At 58.2% G+C, this 22410-nt stretch carries 24 protein-coding genes and 1 tRNA gene; 4 read left to right on the top strand and 21 right to left on the bottom strand.

The features are described 5' to 3' along the window. Positions 1 to 25: 25 nt before the first annotated feature. Entirely contained in the window at positions 26 to 1126 is a 1101-nt protein-coding gene (locus tag C1896_07650; protein AZZ44799.1) for a hypothetical protein, read from the bottom strand. 39 nt (positions 1127 to 1165) lie between these two features. Then, positions 1166 to 2044 (bottom strand): 4-hydroxy-tetrahydrodipicolinate synthase, encoded by an 879-nt coding sequence (locus C1896_07645; GenBank protein AZZ44798.1) that lies wholly within the window; start codon positions 2042 to 2044, stop codon positions 1166 to 1168. 217 nt (positions 2045 to 2261) lie between these two features. On the opposite strand from C1896_07645, the gene C1896_07640 reads away from it, so the two are divergent. Continuing rightward, positions 2262 to 2822: a glycine cleavage system protein R gene (locus C1896_07640; GenBank protein AZZ44797.1), complete on the top strand. Its 561-nt coding sequence runs from the start codon at positions 2262 to 2264 to the stop codon at positions 2820 to 2822. A gap of 17 nt (positions 2823 to 2839) precedes the next feature. Continuing rightward, positions 2840 to 3313 carry a peroxiredoxin gene (locus C1896_07635; protein ID AZZ44796.1) on the top strand — a complete coding sequence of 158 codons (474 nt, stop codon included), beginning with the start codon at positions 2840 to 2842 and terminating at the stop codon, positions 3311 to 3313. A gap of 125 nt (positions 3314 to 3438) precedes the next feature. On the opposite strand, the gene C1896_07630 is transcribed toward C1896_07635, so the two are convergent. Beyond that, complete coding sequence (locus tag C1896_07630; GenBank protein ID AZZ44795.1) at positions 3439 to 4518, bottom strand: AI-2E family transporter; 1080 nt, start codon at positions 4516 to 4518, stop codon at positions 3439 to 3441. Positions 4519 to 4537: 19 nt separating this feature from the next. Continuing rightward, on the bottom strand, positions 4538 to 4789 hold the full coding sequence (locus tag C1896_07625; protein ID AZZ44794.1) for a sulfurtransferase TusA family protein: 252 nt from the start codon (positions 4787 to 4789) through the stop codon (positions 4538 to 4540). 106 nt (positions 4790 to 4895) lie between these two features. On the opposite strand from C1896_07625, the gene C1896_07620 reads away from it, so the two are divergent. Next, positions 4896 to 6326 (top strand): peptidase M48, encoded by a 1431-nt coding sequence (locus C1896_07620; protein ID AZZ44793.1) that lies wholly within the window; start codon positions 4896 to 4898, stop codon positions 6324 to 6326. A 60-nt stretch (positions 6327 to 6386) separates the two neighbouring features. On the opposite strand, the gene C1896_07615 is transcribed toward C1896_07620, so the two are convergent. The 17 genes from C1896_07615 to C1896_07535 form a co-directional block, all read right to left on the bottom strand. Continuing rightward, a complete protein-coding gene (locus C1896_07615; GenBank protein AZZ44792.1) occupies positions 6387 to 7445 on the bottom strand; it encodes a quinolinate synthase NadA in 1059 nt (352 codons plus the stop codon). Between the two features lie 239 nt (positions 7446 to 7684). Further along, a complete protein-coding gene (locus C1896_07610; protein AZZ44791.1) occupies positions 7685 to 9181 on the bottom strand; it encodes a propionyl-CoA--succinate CoA transferase in 1497 nt (498 codons plus the stop codon). Positions 9182 to 9376: 195 nt separating this feature from the next. After that, a tRNA-Lys gene (locus C1896_07605) sits at positions 9377 to 9452 on the bottom strand. 51 nt (positions 9453 to 9503) lie between these two features. Then, positions 9504 to 10178: a 7-cyano-7-deazaguanine synthase QueC gene (queC, locus tag C1896_07600; GenBank protein AZZ44790.1), complete on the bottom strand. Its 675-nt coding sequence runs from the start codon at positions 10176 to 10178 to the stop codon at positions 9504 to 9506. 32 nt (positions 10179 to 10210) lie between these two features. Beyond that, positions 10211 to 10858, bottom strand: a complete 648-nt coding sequence (locus C1896_07595; protein AZZ47570.1) for a 7-carboxy-7-deazaguanine synthase QueE — start codon at positions 10856 to 10858, stop codon at positions 10211 to 10213. Positions 10859 to 10974: 116 nt separating this feature from the next. Further along, a complete protein-coding gene (gene ygbF / locus C1896_07590; protein ID AZZ44789.1) occupies positions 10975 to 11802 on the bottom strand; it encodes a tol-pal system protein YbgF in 828 nt (275 codons plus the stop codon). Between the two features lie 6 nt (positions 11803 to 11808). Continuing rightward, the gene (pal, locus tag C1896_07585) at positions 11809 to 12312 is read right to left on the bottom strand and encodes a peptidoglycan-associated lipoprotein Pal (protein ID AZZ44788.1); all 504 of its coding nucleotides are present in this window, start codon (positions 12310 to 12312) and stop codon (positions 11809 to 11811) included. 49 nt (positions 12313 to 12361) lie between these two features. Then, a complete protein-coding gene (gene tolB / locus C1896_07580) occupies positions 12362 to 13663 on the bottom strand; it encodes a Tol-Pal system beta propeller repeat protein TolB (protein ID AZZ44787.1) in 1302 nt (433 codons plus the stop codon). Next, a complete protein-coding gene (gene tolA / locus C1896_07575; protein AZZ44786.1) occupies positions 13660 to 14664 on the bottom strand; it encodes a cell envelope integrity protein TolA in 1005 nt (334 codons plus the stop codon). Before tolA ends, tolB begins: the two co-directional genes overlap by 4 nt. Next, positions 14664 to 15116, bottom strand: coding sequence for a protein TolR (tolR, locus tag C1896_07570; GenBank protein ID AZZ44785.1), 453 nt, complete (start codon positions 15114 to 15116; stop codon positions 14664 to 14666). The genes tolA and tolR overlap by 1 nt, the downstream gene beginning before the upstream one ends. A 12-nt stretch (positions 15117 to 15128) precedes the next feature. Beyond that, the gene (gene tolQ, locus C1896_07565; GenBank protein AZZ44784.1) at positions 15129 to 15821 is read right to left on the bottom strand and encodes a protein TolQ; all 693 of its coding nucleotides are present in this window, start codon (positions 15819 to 15821) and stop codon (positions 15129 to 15131) included. Between the two features lie 2 nt (positions 15822 to 15823). Next, a complete protein-coding gene (gene ybgC / locus C1896_07560) occupies positions 15824 to 16267 on the bottom strand; it encodes a tol-pal system-associated acyl-CoA thioesterase (protein ID AZZ44783.1) in 444 nt (147 codons plus the stop codon). Between the two features lie 51 nt (positions 16268 to 16318). Continuing rightward, a complete protein-coding gene (locus C1896_07555; protein AZZ44782.1) occupies positions 16319 to 17371 on the bottom strand; it encodes a Holliday junction branch migration DNA helicase RuvB in 1053 nt (350 codons plus the stop codon). 156 nt (positions 17372 to 17527) lie between these two features. Beyond that, positions 17528 to 18133: a Holliday junction branch migration protein RuvA gene (locus C1896_07550; GenBank protein ID AZZ44781.1), complete on the bottom strand. Its 606-nt coding sequence runs from the start codon at positions 18131 to 18133 to the stop codon at positions 17528 to 17530. Positions 18134 to 18211: 78 nt separating this feature from the next. Then, positions 18212 to 18736, bottom strand: a complete 525-nt coding sequence (locus C1896_07545) for a crossover junction endodeoxyribonuclease RuvC (protein ID AZZ44780.1) — start codon at positions 18734 to 18736, stop codon at positions 18212 to 18214. Positions 18737 to 18883: 147 nt separating this feature from the next. Then, a complete protein-coding gene (locus tag C1896_07540) occupies positions 18884 to 19630 on the bottom strand; it encodes a YebC/PmpR family DNA-binding transcriptional regulator (protein ID AZZ44779.1) in 747 nt (248 codons plus the stop codon). A gap of 75 nt (positions 19631 to 19705) precedes the next feature. Next, complete coding sequence (locus C1896_07535) at positions 19706 to 21481, bottom strand: aspartate--tRNA ligase (protein AZZ47569.1); 1776 nt, start codon at positions 21479 to 21481, stop codon at positions 19706 to 19708. Positions 21482 to 21852: 371 nt separating this feature from the next. Here C1896_07535 and C1896_07530 point away from each other — a divergent pair, with 371 nt between their 5' ends. Then, the gene (locus C1896_07530; protein ID AZZ44778.1) at positions 21853 to 22323 is read left to right on the top strand and encodes a DNA starvation/stationary phase protection protein; all 471 of its coding nucleotides are present in this window, start codon (positions 21853 to 21855) and stop codon (positions 22321 to 22323) included. Positions 22324 to 22410 lie beyond the last annotated feature (87 nt).

Genomic DNA, 22410 nt, shown 5'->3' with positions numbered 1-22410 from the left:
GATCGAAGCGGACTGTTTTGCAGAATCAGTCCAGGTTGTCCTTGAGCATATTCAGCACGCGTCGCGAGGTTTCAGCCGGAGCAACGGTGTCGAGATCCTTGTCGAGGGTGACCTGTACCTTGTCTCCCACGGCGGTCACTCGTACCTGATAACGTTCGGCGCGGGCTTCGATTTCTTCGCGGTCAGGGGCTCCACCGAACAAGCGCGAGAAGAAACCTGGCTTCTCGTCTGGATTAGCCGCGCCTTCCGCCAGATTGACGTAGTAAACGCCAAGGCTTCTATCCAAATCCTCGACGAGGATATCGCTCGCAGCTAGAGCACGACCGACGCTCGACCAACCACGGTTGAAATCGGTATCAAGCTGCAACACTGGCTCGCCGCTGCCGGCTTCACTGAGTGTGACACGGCTTGGCGCGTCGAACTCGCGCTCAGCCAGCAGCGAGGCGGATCCACCTTGTGCGGTGCTGTTGTTCAGCCCCGCCTGCAGTTCGTCGAGCAATACACGATCACGCTCCGCATTTGCCGGTGTGTCGGGCCAGGCAACATCGGCGCTGCTGTCTGCGGGGCGCTGAACGCTGACCAAGAAGACCTCGCTGGTATCACGCTGCACACCGGGCTCGACGCGAACCCTTACACGGGTTTCGCCTTCACCCAGACCAAGGTTGCGCACCAATGCTGGCGAGAGCTGATCGCGGGTCTGCCAGGCGGTTACGAACTCACCGGTTTGAGGCCGCTCTTCAGCAATCTGGAAGCCGTTATCGGTGAAGAACTGACGGGCAGCTGCCCACACTTGCGAAGGAGCACGCATAGCAACAAGCCAGCGCGCATCTTCAGATGTTTGCAGGGTGTATTCGCTCGCCTCTTCGGCGGCGACAAGACGCTGTGGACGGGGCACTTCGTACTCGCCTGTCGCACGGCTGTCGGCTACTTGCTGGGGGATTGGCAGTAGCGGCTCGATCGGGCGCAGCTCGACATCGCCAGGCACCTGCATCGGCGGCACCTGCTGTGCCTGCAGGTAGTCGCTGCCACGGTCGCGGAAGTATCCGTCTTCACCCCACAACCAGCCACAACCGCTGGTTCCAGAGATGATCAAGGCTAGGGTCGAGAGGCCGGCCAATCGCTTCATGCATGTTCCTTCATTATTAAACCAGTACGCCTGAGACTATCAGGCCAGCACACCGGACTGACGCATCGCGTCGCGAAGCGGCTCGTGGCAACGCTGGCTAAGCCAGGTGAGCGGCAGGCGAATGCCGTCCGGTATAAGACCCATCTCGTGCAGAGCCCATTTCACCGGAATCGGATTGGCCTCAAGGAACAGTGTCTGGTGCAACGGCATCAACAGCGCATTGATGGCGCGCGCCTTGTCGGCATCGCCAGCGATAGCAGCGGTACACAGCTCGCTCATCGCGCGCGGCGCAACGTTCGCGGTAACGGAGATGTTGCCCTTGCCACCCATCAGCATCAGTTCCACGGCAGTCGCGTCATCACCGGAATAGACAAGGAAGTCCTTGGCGACGCGATCGAGCACCTCCTGCCCGCGCTTGAGATCACCGGTTGCTTCTTTAACGCCGATGATATTCGACACCTTGGCCAAGCGTTCGATGGTTTCTGGCAGCATGTCGCAGGCAGTACGCCCGGGAACGTTGTAAAGAATCTGGGGAATCGCTACAGCTTCGGCGATGTGGCGGAAGTGAAGATACATACCTTCCTGCGTCGGCTTGTTGTAGTACGGCGTCACCAGAAGACAGGCGTCAGCGCCGGCCTGCTTGGCGTTTTCAGTCAGCTCGACGGCTTCACGCGTTGAGTTGGCCCCGGTACCGGCGATCACTGGGATTCGACCGTTGACCTGGTCGACTACTCGACGGATCACCTCGATATGCTCAGCCACTTCGAGGGTAGACGCTTCGCCAGTAGTACCGACCGCAACGATTGCATGAGTGCCTTCCTGGAGATGGAAGTCGACCAGCTTGCTCAGGCTATCCCAATCAAGACCACCCTGCGCGTCCATGGGAGTGACCAACGCCACCATACTGCCCGCAATCATGCAACCCACTCCTGCCGGAAAAAGAGAGGCGTAATGGTACAAGGCTCCCGAGCGCTTTGCGAGTACGCTGGAGGCATCGTCCGCCGGAACGACTGAGCATCGGTGCGACAGTCAACTGGCTTACTCGGCCGACGCATTCCCTCTGACGACGCTTTTCGCTACCCTTAGCCATTTTCGGCTTGGCTGGCCGACCGATTCATCACCGCCAGGAATCTGCATGTCCACCCCCCCAGTACCCCGAGAACAGTTTCTCGTCATCAGCGCCATGGGCCGGAGCCCGATGGCGCTCACCAATGTGCTTTGCCGAGCCAGCAACGAGAATCGCTGCGCCGTTGTCAGTACGCGCCTGACCCGACACGGCGAATGCTGTGCCCTGGTTCTGGAGATCACCGGAAGCTGGGACGCGCTTGCTCGAATGGAGACGGCCCTGCCCGGCCTGGCCAAGAAGCACGAGTTCACCACTAATGTGGTGCGCAGCGAAGCACTGGAGACTCGACCGCAGGCGCTGCCCTATGTGGCGTATGTCAGCTCGGCCTATCGTCCAGACATCCTCAACGAGTTGTGCCAGTTCTTTATCGACCATCGTGTCGAGCTCGAAGCCCTTACATGCGATACCTATGAGGCACCGCAAACTGGCGGCACCATGCTCAACGCGACGATGACCGTCACATTGCCGGCTGGCACGCAGATCAGCTGGCTACGGGACCAGTTCCTCGATTTCGCCGACGCACTGAACCTGGATGCGTTGATCGAACCCTGGCGCCCTCAGAACCCTTAATTTAGGAAAAGACCACCATGTCCGTAGCCGTTGACCAACCCGTGCCGGCCTTCCAGGCACAGGCGACCAGCAACACGCAGGTCAGCCTCGATGCGTTGAAGGGCAAGCAGGTGGTCCTGTACTTCTACCCGAAGGACAATACTCCGGGCTGCACGACCCAAGGCCAGGGCTTTCGCGATCAGCACGATGCCTTCATTGCGGCCGACACGATCGTTTTCGGCGTGTCGCGGGACAGTCTGAAGACCCATGAGAACTTCAAGACCAAGCAGGGCTTCCCCTTCGAGCTGATCTGCGACAAAGACGAGCAGCTTTGCCAGCTATTCGACGTGATCAAGCTGAAAAAGCTTTACGGCAAGGAGTATCTGGGCATAGACCGAAGCACCTTCCTCATCGACGCTGACGGCGTGCTGCGACAGGAATGGCGCGGGGTGAAGGTGCCAGGGCATGTAGACGCCGTACTGCAGGCCGCCCAAGCATTGCACCAGGGCTGATCCGAGCGACCTACCAAGCTCCATCGCAGCAAACCGGGAATGCTGAGGCTACGGCTTGCAGCTTGCCGTGGCCTCGCCTGCTGCGCTCCCCACCGACTCACCCTTCCGGCGCGCCGTCTTTGGAACTATCCGACGTGTTCCACCACCGGCAGGGTGGCCGGCCGGCGCGGCCAAGCGTAAAGCACGGCCTTGAACAGGGTCGCCAAGGGAATCGCGAAGAACACGCCCCAGAAGCCCCACAAGCCACCGAACAGCAGCACGGCGCAGATAATCGCAACAGGGTGCAGATTCACCGCCTCGGAAAACAACAGCGGTACTAAAACGTTGCCATCCAACGCCTGGATAATGGCGTAGGCCACCATCAAGTAGATGAACTGGTCGCCCAGCCCCCACTGAAAGAGCCCGATCAATGCGATCGGAATGGTAACGACAGTGGCCCCGATATAGGGCACCACCACCGAAATCCCGACGAGCATGGCCAGTAACGCCGCATAGTTCAGCTCAAGCGCGGCGAACACTGCATACGAGACCACACCACAGATCAGAATCTCGATCGCTTTGCCGCGTATGTAGTTAGCGATCTGCACATTCATTTCCTGCGCGACCTGGGTGATCAGCCCTCGCTCGTGCGGCAGGTAACCACTGAGCCAATCGTTAATCTGTTGGCGATCTTTGAGAAAAAAGAACACCAGGATCGGCACCAGGATCAGATAGATCATCAAGCTCAGCAGCAGCGGCAGGCTCGACAACGAAGACGTGAGCATGATTTGGCCATAACGACCGACCTCGCCGCGGATGAAATCGATACCCCGCAGCACCTGTACTTCAGTGAGCAATTGGGGGTAGCGCTCGGGCAGAAGAAGCAGCAGCGACTGCCATTCCACTAGCATTCGCGGGAGCTCGTTGAACAGCGTCAGCACCTGCTGCCACATCAACGGCGCCAAGAACAGTATGCAGACGGTCAGCAGACCGATGAACATCAAAAACACCAGCCAAACCGCTATCAGATGCGGCAGCTTGATTCGCTCCAGCGCACCGACCAACCCCTGCATCAGATACGCCAGCACCAAGCCGGCGATGACCGGGGCCAGCATGTGACCGAGGGTCAACACTGTCGCAAAGGCGACTACCAGCAGAACCCCAAGGACCACCGCCTCCTCATCCGAGAAATAGCGATGTATCCAACTCCGTAACACGTTGAGCATATGCCTTCCTTAACAGCCGTCAGGCCTTGCGCAGCCAGTAACGGTAAAGCCCTTCGTTCGCATCTTCGTGCAGCAGCGTATGGCCGGCCAGATTGGCGAAACTGCGAAAGTCGCGTTGCGATCCCGGGTCGGTCGCGGTGACCTTCAACACTTGCCCGCTGGCCAGTCGATTGAGTTCCAGCTTGGCCTTTAACAGCGGCATCGGGCAGGCCAGCCCGACCGCATCCAGCTCGGCGTCACAGGCCATGCCGGGGGCACCCTGTTGAATCATGTTCATCTCCTCGAAAGGGCTGCAGGATACCGAGCTGCGCCCGGCTCTGGCCAGCGACCCGAGCACAAGGCTACAGTAGCGCTCCCGCCTTCAAGAGCCAGTCTGGATGAAATTGCTGCGCCCTACCCTGCTGACACTTGCCTGCCTGATCGGCCAGCCGGTACTAGCCAACGACCTTCCCTCGCTCGGCGACTCCAGCTCCGGCATCGTCTCGCCAGAGCAGGAGCATCAGCTGGGCAGAGCCTGGCTCAGCCTGTTGCGTGGCCAGGTCCCTCAGCTGTCCGATCCGCTGCTGAAGGACTATCTGGAGCGCAGCGTTTATCGCCTGGCCGAAACCAGCCAGCTACAGGATCGTCGCCTGGAATTCGTGCTGCTCGACAGTCCACAGCTGAACGCCTTTGCCGCGCCCGGCGGCATCATTGGGGTCAATGGCGGATTGTTCCTTCATGCGCAGACTGAAGCCGAGTACGCCTCGGTACTCGCGCACGAACTGGCCCACCTGTCGCAACGCCATTTCGCTCGCGGGCTGGAAGCGCAAAAACGTATGCAGCTACCGCTGATGGCGGCCATGCTCGCCGGCGTCGTCGCAGCTGCGGCTGGTGCAGGCGATGCCGGCATCGCAGCCATTATTTCGACCCAAGCGGCTGCAATTCAGTCTCAGCGTCGTTTCTCCAGACAGAATGAGCAAGAAGCCGATCGGATTGGCATCATCAACCTCGAACGAGCCGGCTACGACCCGCGCGCCATGCCTGAGATGTTCGGCCGCCTGATGCGCCAGTATCGTTACGACCAGAAGCCACCGGAATTCCTTCTCACCCACCCGGTCACCGAATCACGTATTGCCGACACCAAGAACCGCGCCGAGCAATACCCCGATACAGGCGTCGAAGACAGTCTGAAGTATCAGTTGCTACGCGCCCGCATGGACCTGAAATTCGAAAGCACGCCCGGGGTCAGCGCCAAGCGCTTCCGCGCGATGCTAGCGGACGATCCGAACCTCGACGCGGCTCGCTACGGGCTGGCGCTGGCGCAGATGAAAAGTGGCCAACTGAAGGAAGCCGCGTTGAACCTTGAGCCATTGCTGGCAAAGGAACCGGACGATGCCACCTACAACCTTGCCCAGATCGAGCTGGACATCACAGCCAACCGCCTTGCCGCCGCGCGCGCGCGGATGCAGAGCTTGCTTGACCTTTACCCAGGAAATTATCCGGTTCGCCAGGCGAACATTGATCTGCTGATCAAGGAAAACAAACTGCAGGATGCCGAGCAGGAGCTTGACGCTCTAGTGGACGCCCGGCCACAGGACCCGGACATCTGGTATCAGGTTGCAGAAATCCGTGGCCTCACCGGCAACATCATCGGCCTGCATCAGGCCCGCGCGGAATATTTCGCACTTGTTGGTGATTATGATCAGGCAATCGAGCAGTTGGACTTCGCCAAACGTCGCTCGAACAACTTCCAGAGCGCGGCACGAATTGATGCCCGGCAGAAACAGCTGATCGAAGAAAAACGTATGGTGGAGGACATGTTGCGTTGAGTCTGCAGCAGCCTCAGGCTGCCGCAGGACTCAGGTTCACAACCCGCCCAAGCTCTTGCGTCAGGCGTTGCCAGCCTGCCTGATGCGAGCGGCCTGAGTGAATTCGAGCATGCGTTTGAGCGGCTTGACCGCTCGCGGAATCAAAGCCGGATCGACCCGTATCTCGTTGCTGCCAGTGCGCAGGCAATCAAGCGTGCGCTCGAGTGTATTCATCGCCATCCACGGGCAATGAGCGCAACTCCGACAGGTGGCGCCACTGCCGGCCGTCGGCGCCTCGATGAACTGCTTGTCCGGGCAAAGCTGCTGCATCTTGTAAAAGATCCCCCGGTCCGTAGCGACGATGAACATCGGGTTGGACAGGGTCTGAGCAGCTTTGATCAGTTGACTCGTCGACCCTACAGCGTCGGCAAGCGCGATCACCGATTCAGGCGACTCCGGATGGACTAGCACTGCTGCGTCCGGATAGAGCGCTTTCATGTCCTCCAACTGCTTCGACTTGAACTCCTCGTGAACGATACAAGCGCCGTCCCACAACAGCATGTCGGCACCGGTTTCACGCTGCACATAGTTTCCGAGGTGCTTGTCGGGAGCCCAAATGATCTTTTCGCCGTTGTCCATCAGGCTCTCAACGATTTCAAGGGCGCAACTGGAGGTGACGACCCAATCGGCACGCGCCTTCACCGCGGCCGACGTATTGGCGTAAACAACGACTGTACGCTCTGGATGCTGGTCGCAAAATGCCGAGAACTCCTCGACCGGGCAACCCAGATCCAACGAGCAGGTGGCCTCCAGCGTCGGCATCAGGACGCGCTTCTCGGGATTAAGAATCTTTGCAGTTTCACCCATGAACTTGACGCCTGCGACAACCACGGTCTGCGCGCTATGTTCATTGCCGAATCTTGCCATCTCCAGCGAATCCGAAACGCAGCCGCCGGTCTCCTCGGCTAACGCCTGGATCACCGGGTCGGTGTAATAGTGGGCAACCAGCACCGCATTCTGCCGCTTCAGCTCGGCGGCGATATCGCTGCGCAACTGCGCCTCCTGCTCAGGCGTCAGCGGCTTGGGCTGCTTGGCCGCCAGATGAGCCTGCACAAGAATACGTTCGGGGATATGCGTCATGTTCGCTGGTTCCTGCAAGCACGGCGGTGTACGAGCCGCCGATTATAGCCATCGAGGCCGAGAATACGGACGTAGCGAAGGAAGAGATGAAGCGAGGACTGGCCGAGCCTTTCACCCCTGCCGTTACCAAGGGGGCGGAATACTAGCCGAAGCTTTCAGAAAAGTGAAAGCGGATGGGGAAACAACAAAAGATCAGCCTGAACTGAAAAGCCCGCCGACTTTCGTCGGCGGGCACTGCATCACTTGCCCTTGAGCATGTGTCCACGTTCTTCGAGATTGGTATGCCAATCCATCGCTTCGTGCAGCAGGTGCGGCGTCTGCCCACCCTTCTTGCAAGCCGCATCGAAGTAAGCATTCAACGCATCGCGGTAGGACGGATGCACGCAGTTGTCGATGATCGCACGCGCACGCTCACGAGGCGCCAAGCCACGCAGGTCAGCCAGGCCCTGTTCGGTTACTAGGATGCTGACATCGTGCTCAGTGTGGTCGACGTGCGCGACCATCGGAACCACGCTGGAGATATCGCCGCCCTTGGCGATCGACTTGGTGACGAAGATGGCCATATGGGCATTACGGGCGAAGTCACCCGAACCGCCGATGCCGTTCATCATCTTGGTACCGCCAACGTGGGTTGAGTTGACGTTGCCGTAGATATCGAATTCGAGCGCAGTATTGATGCCGATGATGCCGATGCGACGCACCAGCTCCGGATGGTTGGAAATCTCCTGGGGACGCAGAACTAGCTTGTCCTTGTATTTTTCCAGATTGCCGAACACGCGGTTGTTGCAGCGCTCGGACAGGGTGATCGAGCAACCGGAAGCAAAAACCATCTTGCCCGCGTCGATCAGATCAAAGGTGGAGTCCTGCAGCACCTCGGAGTACATCACCAGATTTTCGAACGGCGAATCGATCAGGCCGCACATCACGGCATTGGCGATGTTGCCGATACCGGCCTGCAGCGGGCCGAGACTGTTGCTCAGACGACCTGCATCAACTTCCTTCTTGAAGAAGTGGATCAGGTGGTTGGCGATGGCCTGAGTCTCGTCGTCCGGCGGCGTGACCGTGGAATAGGAATCAGGCTGGTTCGTCACAACGATAGCGGCGATCTTCGCCGGGTCGATCGGGATGGCGCCAGTGCCGATGCGATCATCGACTTTCAGCAGTGGAATCGGCTGGCGATTCGGGCGCTCACCCGGGATGTAGATGTCGTGCAGACCTTCCAGGTTGGGGTTGTGCGCCATGTTCAGCTCGATGATCACCTTGTCGGCAAACAGAGCCAGGTTGGCGGAGTTACCCACCGACGTGGTCGGCACGATGTGACCATCTTCTGTAATAGCAACGGCCTCGATGATCGCGAGATCGGGTTTCTTGATCTGGTGGTTACGCATCTGCTCGACGGTATGCGACAGGTGCTGATCGATGAACATGACCTCGCCGGCGTTGATCGCCTTGCGCAGCGCTGCGTCTGCCTGGAACGGCATACGACGGGCCAGCAGGCCAGCCTCAGCCATCAGGCCGTCCAGATCATTTCCAAGGCTGGCGCCGGTGATCAGGCTGATTTTCAGCGGATTTTCCTTGGCGCGCTTGATCAGCGCCATGGGAACGGCCTTGGCTTCACCGGCACGGGTAAAACCGCTCATGCCGACAGTCATACCGTCGAGCACATGAGTAGCGGCCTCGTCGGCGCTCATGACCTTGCTATGCAGGGAGGACAAGCGGATGCGATCAGAATACATTTGAGCCTCGAACCACTGAGAAATCGGAAGATGGCAGTCTAGTACGTTTAAAGACGCTCGGGTCACATACCAAGGTCGTAGAGGAATTGACCTTAATAACCGTGTCGCACGCTCGTTCTTATAGCTATATAAACTGCGGATATAAAAAAGCCGGATGACCTTACGGCCTCCGGCTTTTTCGTTCCCTAGGGAATTTGGTGGGTCGTGTGGGATTCGAACCTACGACCAATTGGTTAAAAGCCAACTGCTCTACCAACTGAGCTAACGACCCGATGCGGAGCGCATGATACTGATTTGATTGAGTAAATCAAGTTTTTTTGAATCACTTGTAGCGTGTAGGGTCAAGGACACCAGCTTCGCTGAAGCCGGCTGCACGTAATCGGCAGCTGTCGCACTTGCCACACGCGCGCCCATCTTCGTCTGCCTGATAGCAGGAAACGGTCATGCCGTAGTCGACACCTAAACGCTCGCCAGCTTGGATGATCTCCCCTTTGCTTAGGTCCTGCAGCGGGGCATGAATGGAAAACCCGCGCCCTTCTACACCCGCCTTGGTGGCGAGATTGGCCAGCCGCTCAAAAGCCTCGACAAACTCCGGGCGACAATCTGGATAGCCTGAGTAGTCGACTGCATTCACACCAATGAAAATGTCCCGGGCGCCCAGCACCTCAGCCCAACCCAATGCCAGGGAAAGAAACAGGGTGTTGCGTGCCGGCACGTAGGTGACAGGTATTCCTTCTCCTAGCTCTTCAGGCACGGCGATACTGCTATCGGTCAAAGCCGATCCGCCGATCCCGTTAAGATTCATACCAATCACCTTGTGCTCAACTACGCCCAAGTGCTGAGCCACCCGCTCCGCAGCCTGCAGCTCTGCGCGATGACGCTGGCCATAATCGAAGCTCATGCTGTAGCAGGCATAACCGTCAGCTTTGGCCATCGCGACCACGGTCGCCGAATCGAGCCCGCCGGACAAGAGGATTACAGCTTTCTTGGAAGTCATAATTAAAGCCCGTCGAAAACCGCTGCGACCAGTCAATGTCCAGGCGCATCGTTCCAGAGAATTTTGTGCAGCTGCAACTGCAGTCGCACCGGAAGGTTGTCGGCGACAATCCAGTCGGCCAGCGCCCGCGCCTCTACCTGCCCATGGCTGGGTGAAAAAAGCACTTCACCCGCCCGAGCTTCTAGCCTGTACTCAATCAGCTTGGTCACTGCCCAGTCGTAGTCTTCACGCGAGCAGATCACGAACTTGACCTGGTCATTGCGCGTTAGATGACCGATGTTCTCGTAGCGGTTGCGTGCCACTTCTGCCGAGCCTGGCGTTTTCAGGTCTACCACCCGACTTACCCGCACGTCAGTCGCCGAGATATCCAAAGCGCCACTGGTTTCCAGAGAAACTTCGTAGCCGGCGTCACATAAATGCCTAAGCAATGGTATGCAGTTCGGCTGGGCCAGTGGTTCACCACCCGTGACGCAAACGTACCGCGGTCGATACGCGGCGACGCGTGCCAAAACAGTATCGAGCGACATGACCTCGCCGCCACCGAAGGCATAGGCAGTATCGCAGTACTGACAGCGCAGCGGGCAGCCGGTCAGGCGGACGAACACAGTGGGCAGGCCAGTGGAGCGCGTCTCGCCCTGCAGCGAATGGAAGATCTCGGTAATTCGCAAGATATGGTGCATATCAGCCACGGGCGTAACGGCTAAACAGGCCATCCGCCTCCGTTGCGGGAAGGGGCCGCGATTCTAACGAAAAAACCCGCCGGAGGGGCGGGTTTGAAGCAGAAGCAAGGGATGGCCTATCGATTCAGCTGACGCTGAGCCAACTGCGCAGCTGAGCTGTTCGGATAATCGGCAATGACCTGCCGAAGAATCCCGTTGGCCTTGTCACGGTTACCCATACGCAACTCGACATCCGCAAGCTTGTACAACGAATCGGGCACCTTGTTGTGCTGAGGATACGCCTGGCTGACGTTGGCAAATGCCTGTCCGGCACCTTGCAGATCACCCTTGGCGAGATTCACTTCACCCAACCAATATTGGGCATTACCCGCGTAGGGACTACTGGGGTACTTGCGCAGGAAAGCGGCAAATGCCTGACTGGCTTTGTCGAAATCCTTTGCTTTGATCAGATCGAATGCAGCGTCGTAATAAAGCTTTTCCTTTTCAGGATCGGCTGACTGGCTGCTCGCCGTTTGCGCTGTTGAGGTGCCTGTGGGCGCCTGCGCGGCCCCGCTAGCGTCAATTGCACCAGCGGTCGAAGAATTCTGGCTGGTCGATCCACCCGAAGAGGCAGCCGACAAGCGACGGTCTAAATCTTGATAACGCTCCAGCCCTTCCTGCTTCAGGCGCTGGATCTCGTTCTGCTGCACTTCGAGCATACCGCGCAATTGCGCGATCTCTTCCTGCATTTGTTGCAACTGCACGAAGAGCATGCCCTGCGCCGAAGACGGAGCTGACGCTCCGCCCCCGACATAGGCACCGCCAGTATCCGCCTCGGTTGAATAACCCGACCCAGCCGCACCACTTTGGTTTTGCGAGTCGTAGTCCACTACCGGAACCTGGGCCGCCGCAAACAGCGGCAGTCCAAGTGCAAAAAGCGTCAGAGCATAACGGTGCTTGAGCATGGCTTATTACTTACGCAGTTCAACGCGACGGTTCTGAGCCCAGGACTGCTCGTCGTTGCCCATGGCAACCGGACGCTCCTCACCGTAGGAAACCAATTCCAGCTGTGCAGGCGATACGCCCTGCAGAACCAGGTAACGCTGAACAGCCTTGGAGCGACGCTCGCCCAGAGCCATGTTGTACTCACGAGTACCACGCTCGTCAGTGTGGCCTTCCAGAACAACGCGGTTGCCAGCGGACTTCAGATCCTTGGCATGAACGTCCAGAGCGCGCATGGCTTCCGGCTTCAGGTCCGAGCTGTCGTATTCGAAATAGAAAGTAGTGATAGCGCGCAGAGCAGCTTCTTCGCTCATGCTGCCGTCAACGGCACCACTATCGGCACCATAACCAGCGTTCGGATCAATGGCAGAGGAACCTTCGCCAGAATCGTCGCCGCCCTTAGACGAACAACCAACAGCTACGGCCATAGCCAGAGCCAGCGCAGCGAACTTACCGAATTTCAGCATTTCCATGTGTAACAACCCCAGGTGTGTTTTGGTTAGATAAAGCGTTGATACCGCATCAGTTCAGGTAAGGGGACCACGATGGCTCACGGACTTCGCCTTGAGCAGTAGGAAGCGGGAGCCTAACTCGACCATTGATTGATACGAGCATCAAGACTCCCCGGCCCTGCTGGCGGGTCGCGTAGATTAGCATGGTGCCATTAGGCGCAACAGTGGGCGACTCATCTAAACTTGTCTCGGAGAGGATGCGCAGATTGCCACGCTGCAGGTCTTGCGCCGCGACCTTGAAATTCGTGTAACCCTCCTGACGATGGATCATGACCAGCGTCTTCTCATCGGCCGACAACTTAGGGTTAGCGTTGTAGTTGCCCACAAAGGTAACGCGCTCGGCGTTATTGGTGCCAAGACGCTGCTTGTAGATCTGCGGCTTGCCGGCGCGGTCTGAGGTGAAATAGATGGTTTGGCCATCAGCACCCCAGAATGGCTCCGTGTCGATCGCATAATGGTCAGTGAGACGCTGCAACTGACGCGAGCCGAGGTCCATCACATAGATCTCTGGATTGCCGTCCTTGGACAACACGAATGCCAAGCGATTGCCGTCCGGCGAGAATGCCGGAGCACCGTTGAGCCCCTCGAAATTGGTGATCTGTTCGCGACGACCGGTATCGATGTGCTGCATGAAGATGCGCGGACGCTTCTGCTCAAATGAAACGTAGGCGATACGGCGTCCGTCCGGCGAATAACGCGGGGAAAGGATGGGCTCTCGGGATTGCAGCAAGGTCACCGCCCGAGCACCGTCGTAGTCGGAGCGTTGCAGGGTATAGCGAGTATTGGCCCCACCAAGACGCTCGACTGTGACATACAGCAGACGGGTCGAGAACGCGCCTTTGATGCCCGTGAGCTTTTCGAACGCCTGATCGGACGCGTAGTGCGCCATGTCCCGCAGTTGGTCTTGAGAACCACCGACAGTGCCAGTCAAAATCTGCTGTTCGGTGGCTACGTTGTACACCTCGTAGCGGATCTGCAGCTTGCTGGCAGCCGGAGTGATACTACCGACCATGACGTATTGCGCGCCGAGCGCCTTCCAGTCACGAAAGATGATCTCAGTGCCACGAGTGGGCAGACTGATCATGTTCTGCTTGGGAATCGGCTGGAAGATTCCGGAATTGCGCATGTCATTGCCGATTATCTCGGCCATGTCTTCAGGCAGGACAGTGCCACCCTGCCAGCCGAACGGCACCACTGCGATCGGGATCGCCCGGTCCGCGCCGCTGGTAACAACGATGTTCTTCTCCTGGGCTGTGGCATTACCCAGCACAAACAAGAGAAGAACGATGAAACCTCGAAGGTAATTGATCACAACGCAAGATCCTCAGGCGTAAACGTCATCGTGAACGAACGATACGGCTGAAAATCCTGAGCAGAGAGCCCCTGCATCTCGGTCAGCCGACCGATATTCTTTACTGCCGCTACTGCGGAGCTGTCGAACGGTGCATCGCCACTGGAACGTGAAACAGTCGCAGCGGTGATGGTGCCGTCCGGCAGCATGTTGACTCGTAGCGTTACCGACATGTTATTTCGCGCCGACGGTGGCCGAGTCCAGTTTTCAGCAGCCCTCATGCGAATCAGATCATCAAAATTGCCCGCGGTCTGGTCGCCCTGTGTATCGGCCATCGCCTGCTGCCGTTCCGTATCATCCGAAAGTAGCTCGGCCAATGCTTGTGCCTTTTTGTCTTCAGCAGCCTTACGGGCAGCCTCGGCTGCGGCTTTTTTCTTAGCCTCCTCGGCGGTCTTCTTCTTTGCTGCCTCAGCAGCCGCTTTTTTCTTCGCCTCTTCTGCAGCTTTCTTTTTCGCCGCTTCGGCAGCGGCCTTCTTTTTCGCTTCCTCGGCAGTTTTTTTCTTCTGCGCTTCTTCAGCCGCTTTTTTCTTGGCTATCTCCGCCTGCTTCAGCTGCTCGGCTTTTTTTGCTTCACCGGCTTTGTTGGCTTCGGCGGCTTTCTTCACTGCATCAGCCTTGGCTGCCTCGGCCTTTCGAGCCTCATCAGCCTTTTTTTGTTCCGCAGCTTTTGCGGCCGCCTGCTTTTGCTGTTCGACCTTACGCTGCTCCAGCTGCTCGGCTTCATACTGCTTAGCAGCGGTCTTCTGCGCTTCGCCCGCAATTTTCTGGTTCGTTTGTACTTTGGCCTGGCTCTGGGATTTGAGCTGATACAGGGTGGCCTGGACGATAGGCTTGGACGGCGGAAGCTCCGGCGTCATAGCGAAGCTAACGAAGAGCATCCCAAAAATTATGACATGCAGGCCCACCGCCAAAATGGTGGGCCAGTAGAGACTCTCAGAGCGCGAACGATCCGGCTTTTGCATCAAGGCGCCTCGGTAATCAGGCCGACGTTACCCACGCCCGCTTCCTGCAGCCCGCCCATCGCCGCCATTACCGAACCGTAATCCACGGCTTTATCGCCTCGCACGAAGACCTGGATCTGCTTACCCTGACTGCGGTTCTGGTTCATGATCGCGGTGACCGCCTTGGTCATTTCCTCGAGCGTCAACGCCTTGTCCTGAACGGTATCGGTGTCGACCTCGCTGCCAATGTTCCAGTAATAGGTCTTATCGGCTTTGATCGAGATTGTCAGCACCTGCGCATCGTTATCCTGAGGCAGCACTTCGCTGCTGACCTTTGGCAGGTCCACCTTCACACCCTGGTTGAGCATTGGGGCGGTCACCATAAAGATCACTAGCAGTACCAACATCACGTCGATGTACGGCACCACGTTCATCTCGGCAACGGGTTTGCGTCTGTTGCGAATTCTTGCCATGGCCAGCGGGCCTCAATCTTCGGAGGTATGAACTTTGCGATGGAGGATCGCCTGGAACTCGTCGGCAAAGGTGTAGTAACGACCGATGAGCATCTCGCTACGCGCGGCGAAGCGGTTGTAAGCGATGACGGCTGGAATTGCCGCAAAAAGGCCGATCGCCGTGGCGATCAATGCTTCGGCGATGCCTGGGGCAACGGTCGCTAGGGTGGCTTGCTGAACCTGCGCCAGCCCGCGGAAGGAGTTCATGATGCCCCACACGGTACCGAACAGGCCGATATAAGGGCTGGTCGAACCGACGGTTGCGAGGAACGGCAGGCCCTGGTCGAGCTTTTCTTCTTCGCGGGAGATGGCCACTCGCATCGCACGATTCACACCATCCATAACCGCGTCCGGATCGACGCCCTGCTGCTGACGCAGGCGGGAAAACTCTTTGAAACCTGCCCGAAAAATCTGCTCGACGCCCGAGTCCGGGTCCGGATTGCTTCCGGCCTGCCGGTAGAGCTTGGACAGGTCGATACCCGACCAGAAACGCTCCTCAAAAGCGTCCAGCGCACGCTTGGCGGCTCGGATCATATTGCCGCGCTGAAAAATCAAGATCCATGAAGTCACCGAGGCGCCTACCAGGATCAGCATGACCAGCTGAACCACAAAGCTGGCGTTGCTGATCAGGCTCCACATGGACATATGATCGACGTTGGATTCCACGCTTACTCTCCTGCTGGGGGTAGACCCGACCCGACGAAAGCGACACGAAGCAGCTCGGGAATGGGACGGGGTTTCAAACTCTCGGTGCGCACACAGGCCACCACGAACTGCCCTTCACAGAGCAGTACATCATCGTCAGCTCGCCGCACCTGCTGCTTAAAACGCAGGCTTGCACGCTTCACCTCGACCACTTCGGCTGTTACCAGCAGCTCATCGTCCAGACGCGCCGGAGCGTGGTAACGCGCTTCACTCGAATGCACGACGAAAAGCAGGTCTTCACCAACCAGCTGCGACTGGGCAAAACCCAGGCTACGCAACCGCTCGGTACGGGCCCGCTCCATGAACTTTAGGTAATTGACGTAGTAAACGATGCCACCCGCATCGGTATCTTCGTAATACACGCGACACCGATGGGAGAACAATTGAGCTTGTGATTCCGCGCGCATACTAGTGCCAGGCCCTGCAATTGCCAATCGGGTAAAACAAAGAAATTTTCGTCACTCTGTGTCGCCACTGAAAAGGTCGGGAGTCGGTGTATCGCCCAAGCGTTTTGGCAAATTCAAACCAAAATGCAGATAGGCGTGACGCGTGACGACGCGCCCCCTCGGGGTGCGCATGATGTAACCCTGCTGGATCAGATAGGGCTCAAGCACATCCTCGATGGTGTGACGTTCCTCGCTGATAGCAGCTGCAAGGCTGTCGATGCCAACCGGACCGCCATCGAACTTCTCGATCAGCGTCAGCAGCAAACGGCGATCCTGATGATCCAGACCGCGCTCATCGACATCGAGCATGTTCAGCGCAAGGTTTGCAGTACTGCGGCTGATTTCGCCATTACCACGCACTTCGGCGAAGTCACGCACCCGACGGAGCAGACGATTGGCAATACGCGGCGTACCACGGGCGCGACGGGCGATCTCAACAGCCCCTTCCGCCTCGATAATTAGACCGAGGATTCCGGCTGATCGAGTTACGATCGTTGCCAGGTCAGCCGTCGAGTAGAACTCGAGACGCTGGACGATACCGAAACGATCGCGTAGAGGATTGGTGAGCATGCCGGCCCGCGTGGTCGCGCCAACCAGGGTGAACGGCGGTAAGTCGAGTTTGATCGAGCGTGCCGCGGGGCCCTCACCGATCATGATATCGAGCTGAAAATCCTCCATCGCGGGATAAAGCACTTCCTCCACGATTGGCGACAGTCGATGGATCTCGTCGACGAACAGGACATCACCCTCTTCCAAGTTCGTCAGCAACGCCGCAAGATCACCCGGCCGTTCAAGCACAGGGCCTGAGGTGCTTTTGATCGAGACACCCATTTCCTGGGCGATGATGTTGGCCAGCGTGGTCTTACCCAGCCCTGGCGGACCAAAGATAAGCGTGTGATCCAGCGATTCTTTGCGTCCACGCGCCGCACGGATGAAGAGATCCATCTGCTCGCGCACCACCGGCTGACCAATATATTCAGCAAGGCTCAACGGGCGGATGGCGCGGTCGAACTGCTCCTCGCGGTCCCGACCGGTGGCAGCTATCAGACGATCAGCTTCGATCATAACCGCTCACCCTTGCTGCACGCCGAATCAGGCAGAGCGCAGATGGATTGCGAGATCAGACACCACACGGGCAACTCGCCGCGGTCGCAGGGAAGCGAATAACGCTGCGCCCCCAACGCGGCGAGCGACCCAGCAAAAAAAGCTCGAGCAACCACGTTAGACCATTCCCTTCAGTGCACGGCGGATTAGGTCTTCACTGCTCAAATCGTCTTCCTGTACGGAGGCTACGGCACGGCTCGCCTCTTGGGGCTTGAAGCCAAGGGAGATCAGCGCGCTGACGGCATCACTCTCGGCGCTTGAGACTGCCACAGCCCCCCGAGGTTCCGCCACCAAGGTAGCGATGGACGGCATGGTCTCCCAGGCCTTGAAGCGATCCTTCAGCTCGACCAACAGCCGCTCAGCGGTCTTCTTGCCAACACCGGGGATTTTGACCAGAACCGAGGTGTCCTGCGCCTGGACACAACGCACCAGCTCATCCACCTCAAGGCCGGACATAAGGGCCAAGGCAAGCTTAGGCCCGACACCATTCAGCCGAATCAGCTCCCGAAACAGTTCGCGATCGCGCTTTTCGGCAAAACCGTAGAGCAGATGCGCATCTTCACGCACCACCAGATGGGTGTGAAGCATGACTGGCTCACCCACCGAAGGCAGGCGATAAAGTGTAGTCATGGGCACTTCGAGCTCGTAGCCGATGCCGTTGACATCGAGAATCAGATGAGGCGGCTGCTTTTCCGCCAAGGTACCGCGCAAGCGTCCAATCACGTTGATACATCCTCGTTCGATCGATCTTTAGCCGATCGGATTGCTCATACAACCTTCAAACAACACCGGTGAACTTGCCTACAGCCGCAGGCGCCCGCCTCTTCGCTTAGCACCAGCAAGACCGTGTGGAATCAGGCTCTGACGATGATGTGCATGACACAAGGCAATGGCCAGAGCGTCAGATGCGTCGATTTGCGGTTTCTGCGTCAGTTTCAGCAGATGCATCACCATCATCTGCACCTGCTGCTTATCCGCCCCGCCAGTTCCTGCAATCGCCTGTTTAACCTGCGTGGCGGTGTACTCCGATATCTCCAGCCCCTGCTCAGCGGCCGCTACGATTGCAGCCCCTCGCGCCTGACCCAGCTTCAATGCGGAGTCGGCGTTGCGCGCCATGAACACCTGCTCGATGCCCATCGTCACAGGACCATGAAGCCTAATGACTTCGCTGACGCCGCAGAATACCGCCTGCAAGCGCGCCGAAAGCTCACCGCTGCCGGTCCGAATGCAGCCCGACGCTACATATTCGCAGCTGCGACCGTTATCCCGCACTACGCCGTAGCCGGTGATCCGTGAACCGGGGTCAATCCCCAGAATAAGCGTCATGCAGTCGCCATACTGTCTATTTATCCAGCCACCAGTATAAGGACGCCCCGTCGCGGCGACCAGCGACATAACGGGACGCCAGGCTCGGCGCCAACAAAAAAGCCGGAAGCACTCAGTGACTTCCGGCCCTCTGCTCAACGCAACGGATCAGTCCAGCTGTTCCATGATTTCATCGGGAATTTCGGCGTTATGGTAGACGTTCTGCACGTCATCGAGATCCTCCAGCGCATCGATCAGGCGCAGTACCTTCTGAGCGGTCTCCAGGTCAGTGAGCGGCGCGGAGATCGAGGGGATCATCGCAATATCCGCCTCCTCACCCTTGAAGCCGGCGGCACCCAGTGCCTCATTGACGGCATGAAAATCCGTGAAACTGGTTGATACTAGAGCTGAGCCGTCGTCGCCCATTTCCACGTCATCGGCGCCGGCTTCGAGTGCGGCCTCCATCAGAGAATCCTCCTCTATACCCGCCGCAAAGCTGATTTGCCCTTTGCGGTCGAACATGTAGGCGACCGAGCCATCCGTACCGAGATTGCCGCCATGCTTGCTGAAGGCATGACGCACTTCTGCAGCTGTACGGTTACGGTTATCAGTCATGGCCTCGACAATGATGGCGACCCCGCTAGGCGCATAGCCTTCATAGGTCAACTCGACGACGTTGTCGGCCTCGTTGTTGCCAGCGCCGCGCGCAATGGCACGGTCGATGACGTCCCGCGACATATTCGCCACCAAGGCTTTATCCACTGCCAAACGCAGGCGTGGATTGTCTGCAGGAATAGGCCCGCTCTTTGCGGCAACCGTCAGCTCGCGAATAAGCTTGGTGAAGATCTTGCCGCGCTTGGCGTCCTGACGCCCCTTGCGGTGCTTGATGTTGGCCCATTTGGAATGACCAGCCATTAACTGCCTCCCTTTCCGATCAACTTTTCATCTTGCTGAAACCAAGAGCCCAGGTTTCCCTGGGCTCTTGTGCCGTCATTCGGCTTTCGGCTGCTCACGCAGGCGAATGTGCAACTCACGCAACGCCTTGCCATCCACCGCACCCGGTGCCTGGGTCATAACGTCTGCGGCGCTCTGTGTTTTCGGGAAAGCTATGACTTCACGAATCGACTGCGCGCCAGTCATCAGCATCACCAGGCGATCGAGGCCGAACGCCAGGCCGCCATGCGGCGGCGCGCCGAATTTGAGCGCATCGAGCAGGAAGCCAAACTTTTCGTCCTGCTCTGCCTCGTCGATACCCAGAATGCGGAACACCGTCTGCTGCATTTCCTTACGGTGAATACGGATCGAACCACCACCCAACTCGGTTCCGTTAAGAACCATGTCATACGCACGCGACAGCGCACCCGCCGGGTTGGCCTCCAGCTCCTTCGGCGTGCACTTGGGCGCGGTGAACGGATGATGCAGCGCGCTGAGCGAGCCGTCATCGTTCTCCTCGAACATCGGGAAGTCGACAACCCACATCGGCGCCCACTCGCAGGTCAACAGCTTCAGATCGTGGCCAAGCTTGATGCGCAGTGCACCCAGCGCCTCGGATACGATCTTGGCCTTATCAGCACCAAAGAAGACGATGTCCCCGTCAACAGCACCAACGCGATCAAGGATCACGTTTAGCTTGTCTTCCGGAATGTTCTTCACGATGGGAGACTGCAGGCCCTCAACGCCTTTAGCGCGTTCGTTAACCTTAATGTACGCCAGACCCTTGGCACCGTAGATGCCGACGAACTTGGTGTAGTCGTCGATCTGCTTGCGCGGCATGCTTGCACCGCCCGGGACCCGCAGCGCGGCAACACGGCACTTAGGATCGTTCGCCGGCCCGCTGAATACCTTGAATTCGACCTGCTGCAGCTGATCGGCAACGTCGACCAGCTCCAGCGGAATACGCAAGTCCGGCTTGTCGGAGCCATAACGACGCATGGCTTCTTCGAACGGCATATGCGGGAACTCACCGAACTCGACGTCCAGTACTTCCTTGAACAGTTTGCGCACCATTCCCTCGGTGATTCCGATGATGTCGGACTCATTGAGGAAGCTGGTTTCAATGTCGATCTGGGTGAATTCCGGCTGACGATCGGCGCGAAGGTCCTCGTCACGGAAACACTTGGCGATCTGGTAGTAACGGTCAAAACCCGCAACCATCAACAGCTGCTTGAAGAGCTGTGGCGACTGGGGCAGCGCGAAGAAGTTACCGGCATGGGTACGGCTAGGCACCAGGTAATCACGTGCGCCCTCAGGGGTCGGGCGCCCGAGAATAGGCGTTTCGACGTCGAGAAAACCATTCTCATCGAGGTAGCGGCGGATGCTGGCGGTGATTCTCGAGCGCAGCTTGAGCTTCTCAGCCATCTCGGGACGGCGCAGGTCGATGAAGCGATAGCGCAGGCGCGTTTCCTCGCCTACGTCGCTGTATTCATTGAGCGGGAATGGCGGGGTTTCCGCCTCGTTCAGAACTTCGAGCTCGTAACCCAGCACTTCGATGGCGCCGGACGTCATGTTCGGGTTGACCGCACCGGCCGGGCGCAGGCGCACCTTGCCGGTAATCCTGATCACGTATTCGCTGCGCACCTTGTCTGCGGCGGCGAAAGTTTCGGCACGGTCGGGATCGAACACGACCTGAGCCAGGCCCTCACGGTCACGCACATCGAGGAAGATGACCCCGCCGTGGTCACGGCGACGGTGCACCCAGCCGCAAAGAGTGATTTCCTGGCCGTCCAGGCTTTCGTTCAACTGGCCGCAATAGTGGCTGCGCATCATGGTGAGGTTCGCTTCTCGCATCTTGGAAATTCGTTGGGTCGCTTGAATCGCGACTGTGCAGACGGCTGCCTAGTGGCGCCCCGCCCGGAATATCAATCGTCGGCAATGGAGGATCAAGCACCAGCACCGCAGCGCTTCCTCGCACGGCAAAACGAGCCGCCCGACACAAGCGCGGGATTATATCTGCATAATCATCTCAACGCAGCCGGCTGCCGATAGGGTCAGGCAATCATGCCAATAACCATCCAATTTGAACCGAAGCCGTCTTTGAGCCTTCGAACCCATACACCGCCGCTGCCATCGCAGCACTTCACCAAAGACACTCTTTTTCTGGCATAAATGTCAGCGAATTCACCAAACGGGAGAAAACCATGGAAATCGACATTGGTATTGCCGAACAGGATCGCGCCGCTATTGCGGAGGGTTTGTCCCGCCTGCTGGCCGACACCTACACGCTGTACCTGAAGACCCACAACTTCCACTGGAACGTGACAGGGCCGATGTTCAATACCCTCCACACGATGTTCGAGACTCAGTACACCGAGCTGGCACTGGCTGTGGATGACATTGCCGAGCGGATCCGCGCACTGGGCTTTCCGGCTCCTGGCACTTACGCGGCCTATTCGAAGCTCTCTTCAATCAAGGAGCAAGAGGGCATACCGGCTGCTGAAGAGATGATCAAACTCCTGGTTGAAGGCCAGGAAGCCGTAGTCCGCACGGCACGTGGCATTTTCCCGCTACTGGAAAAGGTAAGCGACGAGCCTACTGCTGACCTACTGACTCAGCGCATGCAGATTCACGAAAAAACCGCCTGGATGCTGCGCAGCCTGCTGGCTGCCTGATCGCTAGCAAGCGTACCCGCTTGCAACCGGGATAGCCGCATGAGCGGTTATCCCGCCGAAACCCCTCCAAGGCAAACCGAACGCTGG

Source organism: Pseudomonadaceae bacterium SI-3, assembly GCA_004010935.1.
GTDB lineage: Bacteria > Pseudomonadota > Gammaproteobacteria > Pseudomonadales > Pseudomonadaceae > Stutzerimonas.
The sequence above is the reverse complement of the archived record's forward strand: the minus strand, read 5'-3'. Positions and strand labels throughout refer to the sequence as shown.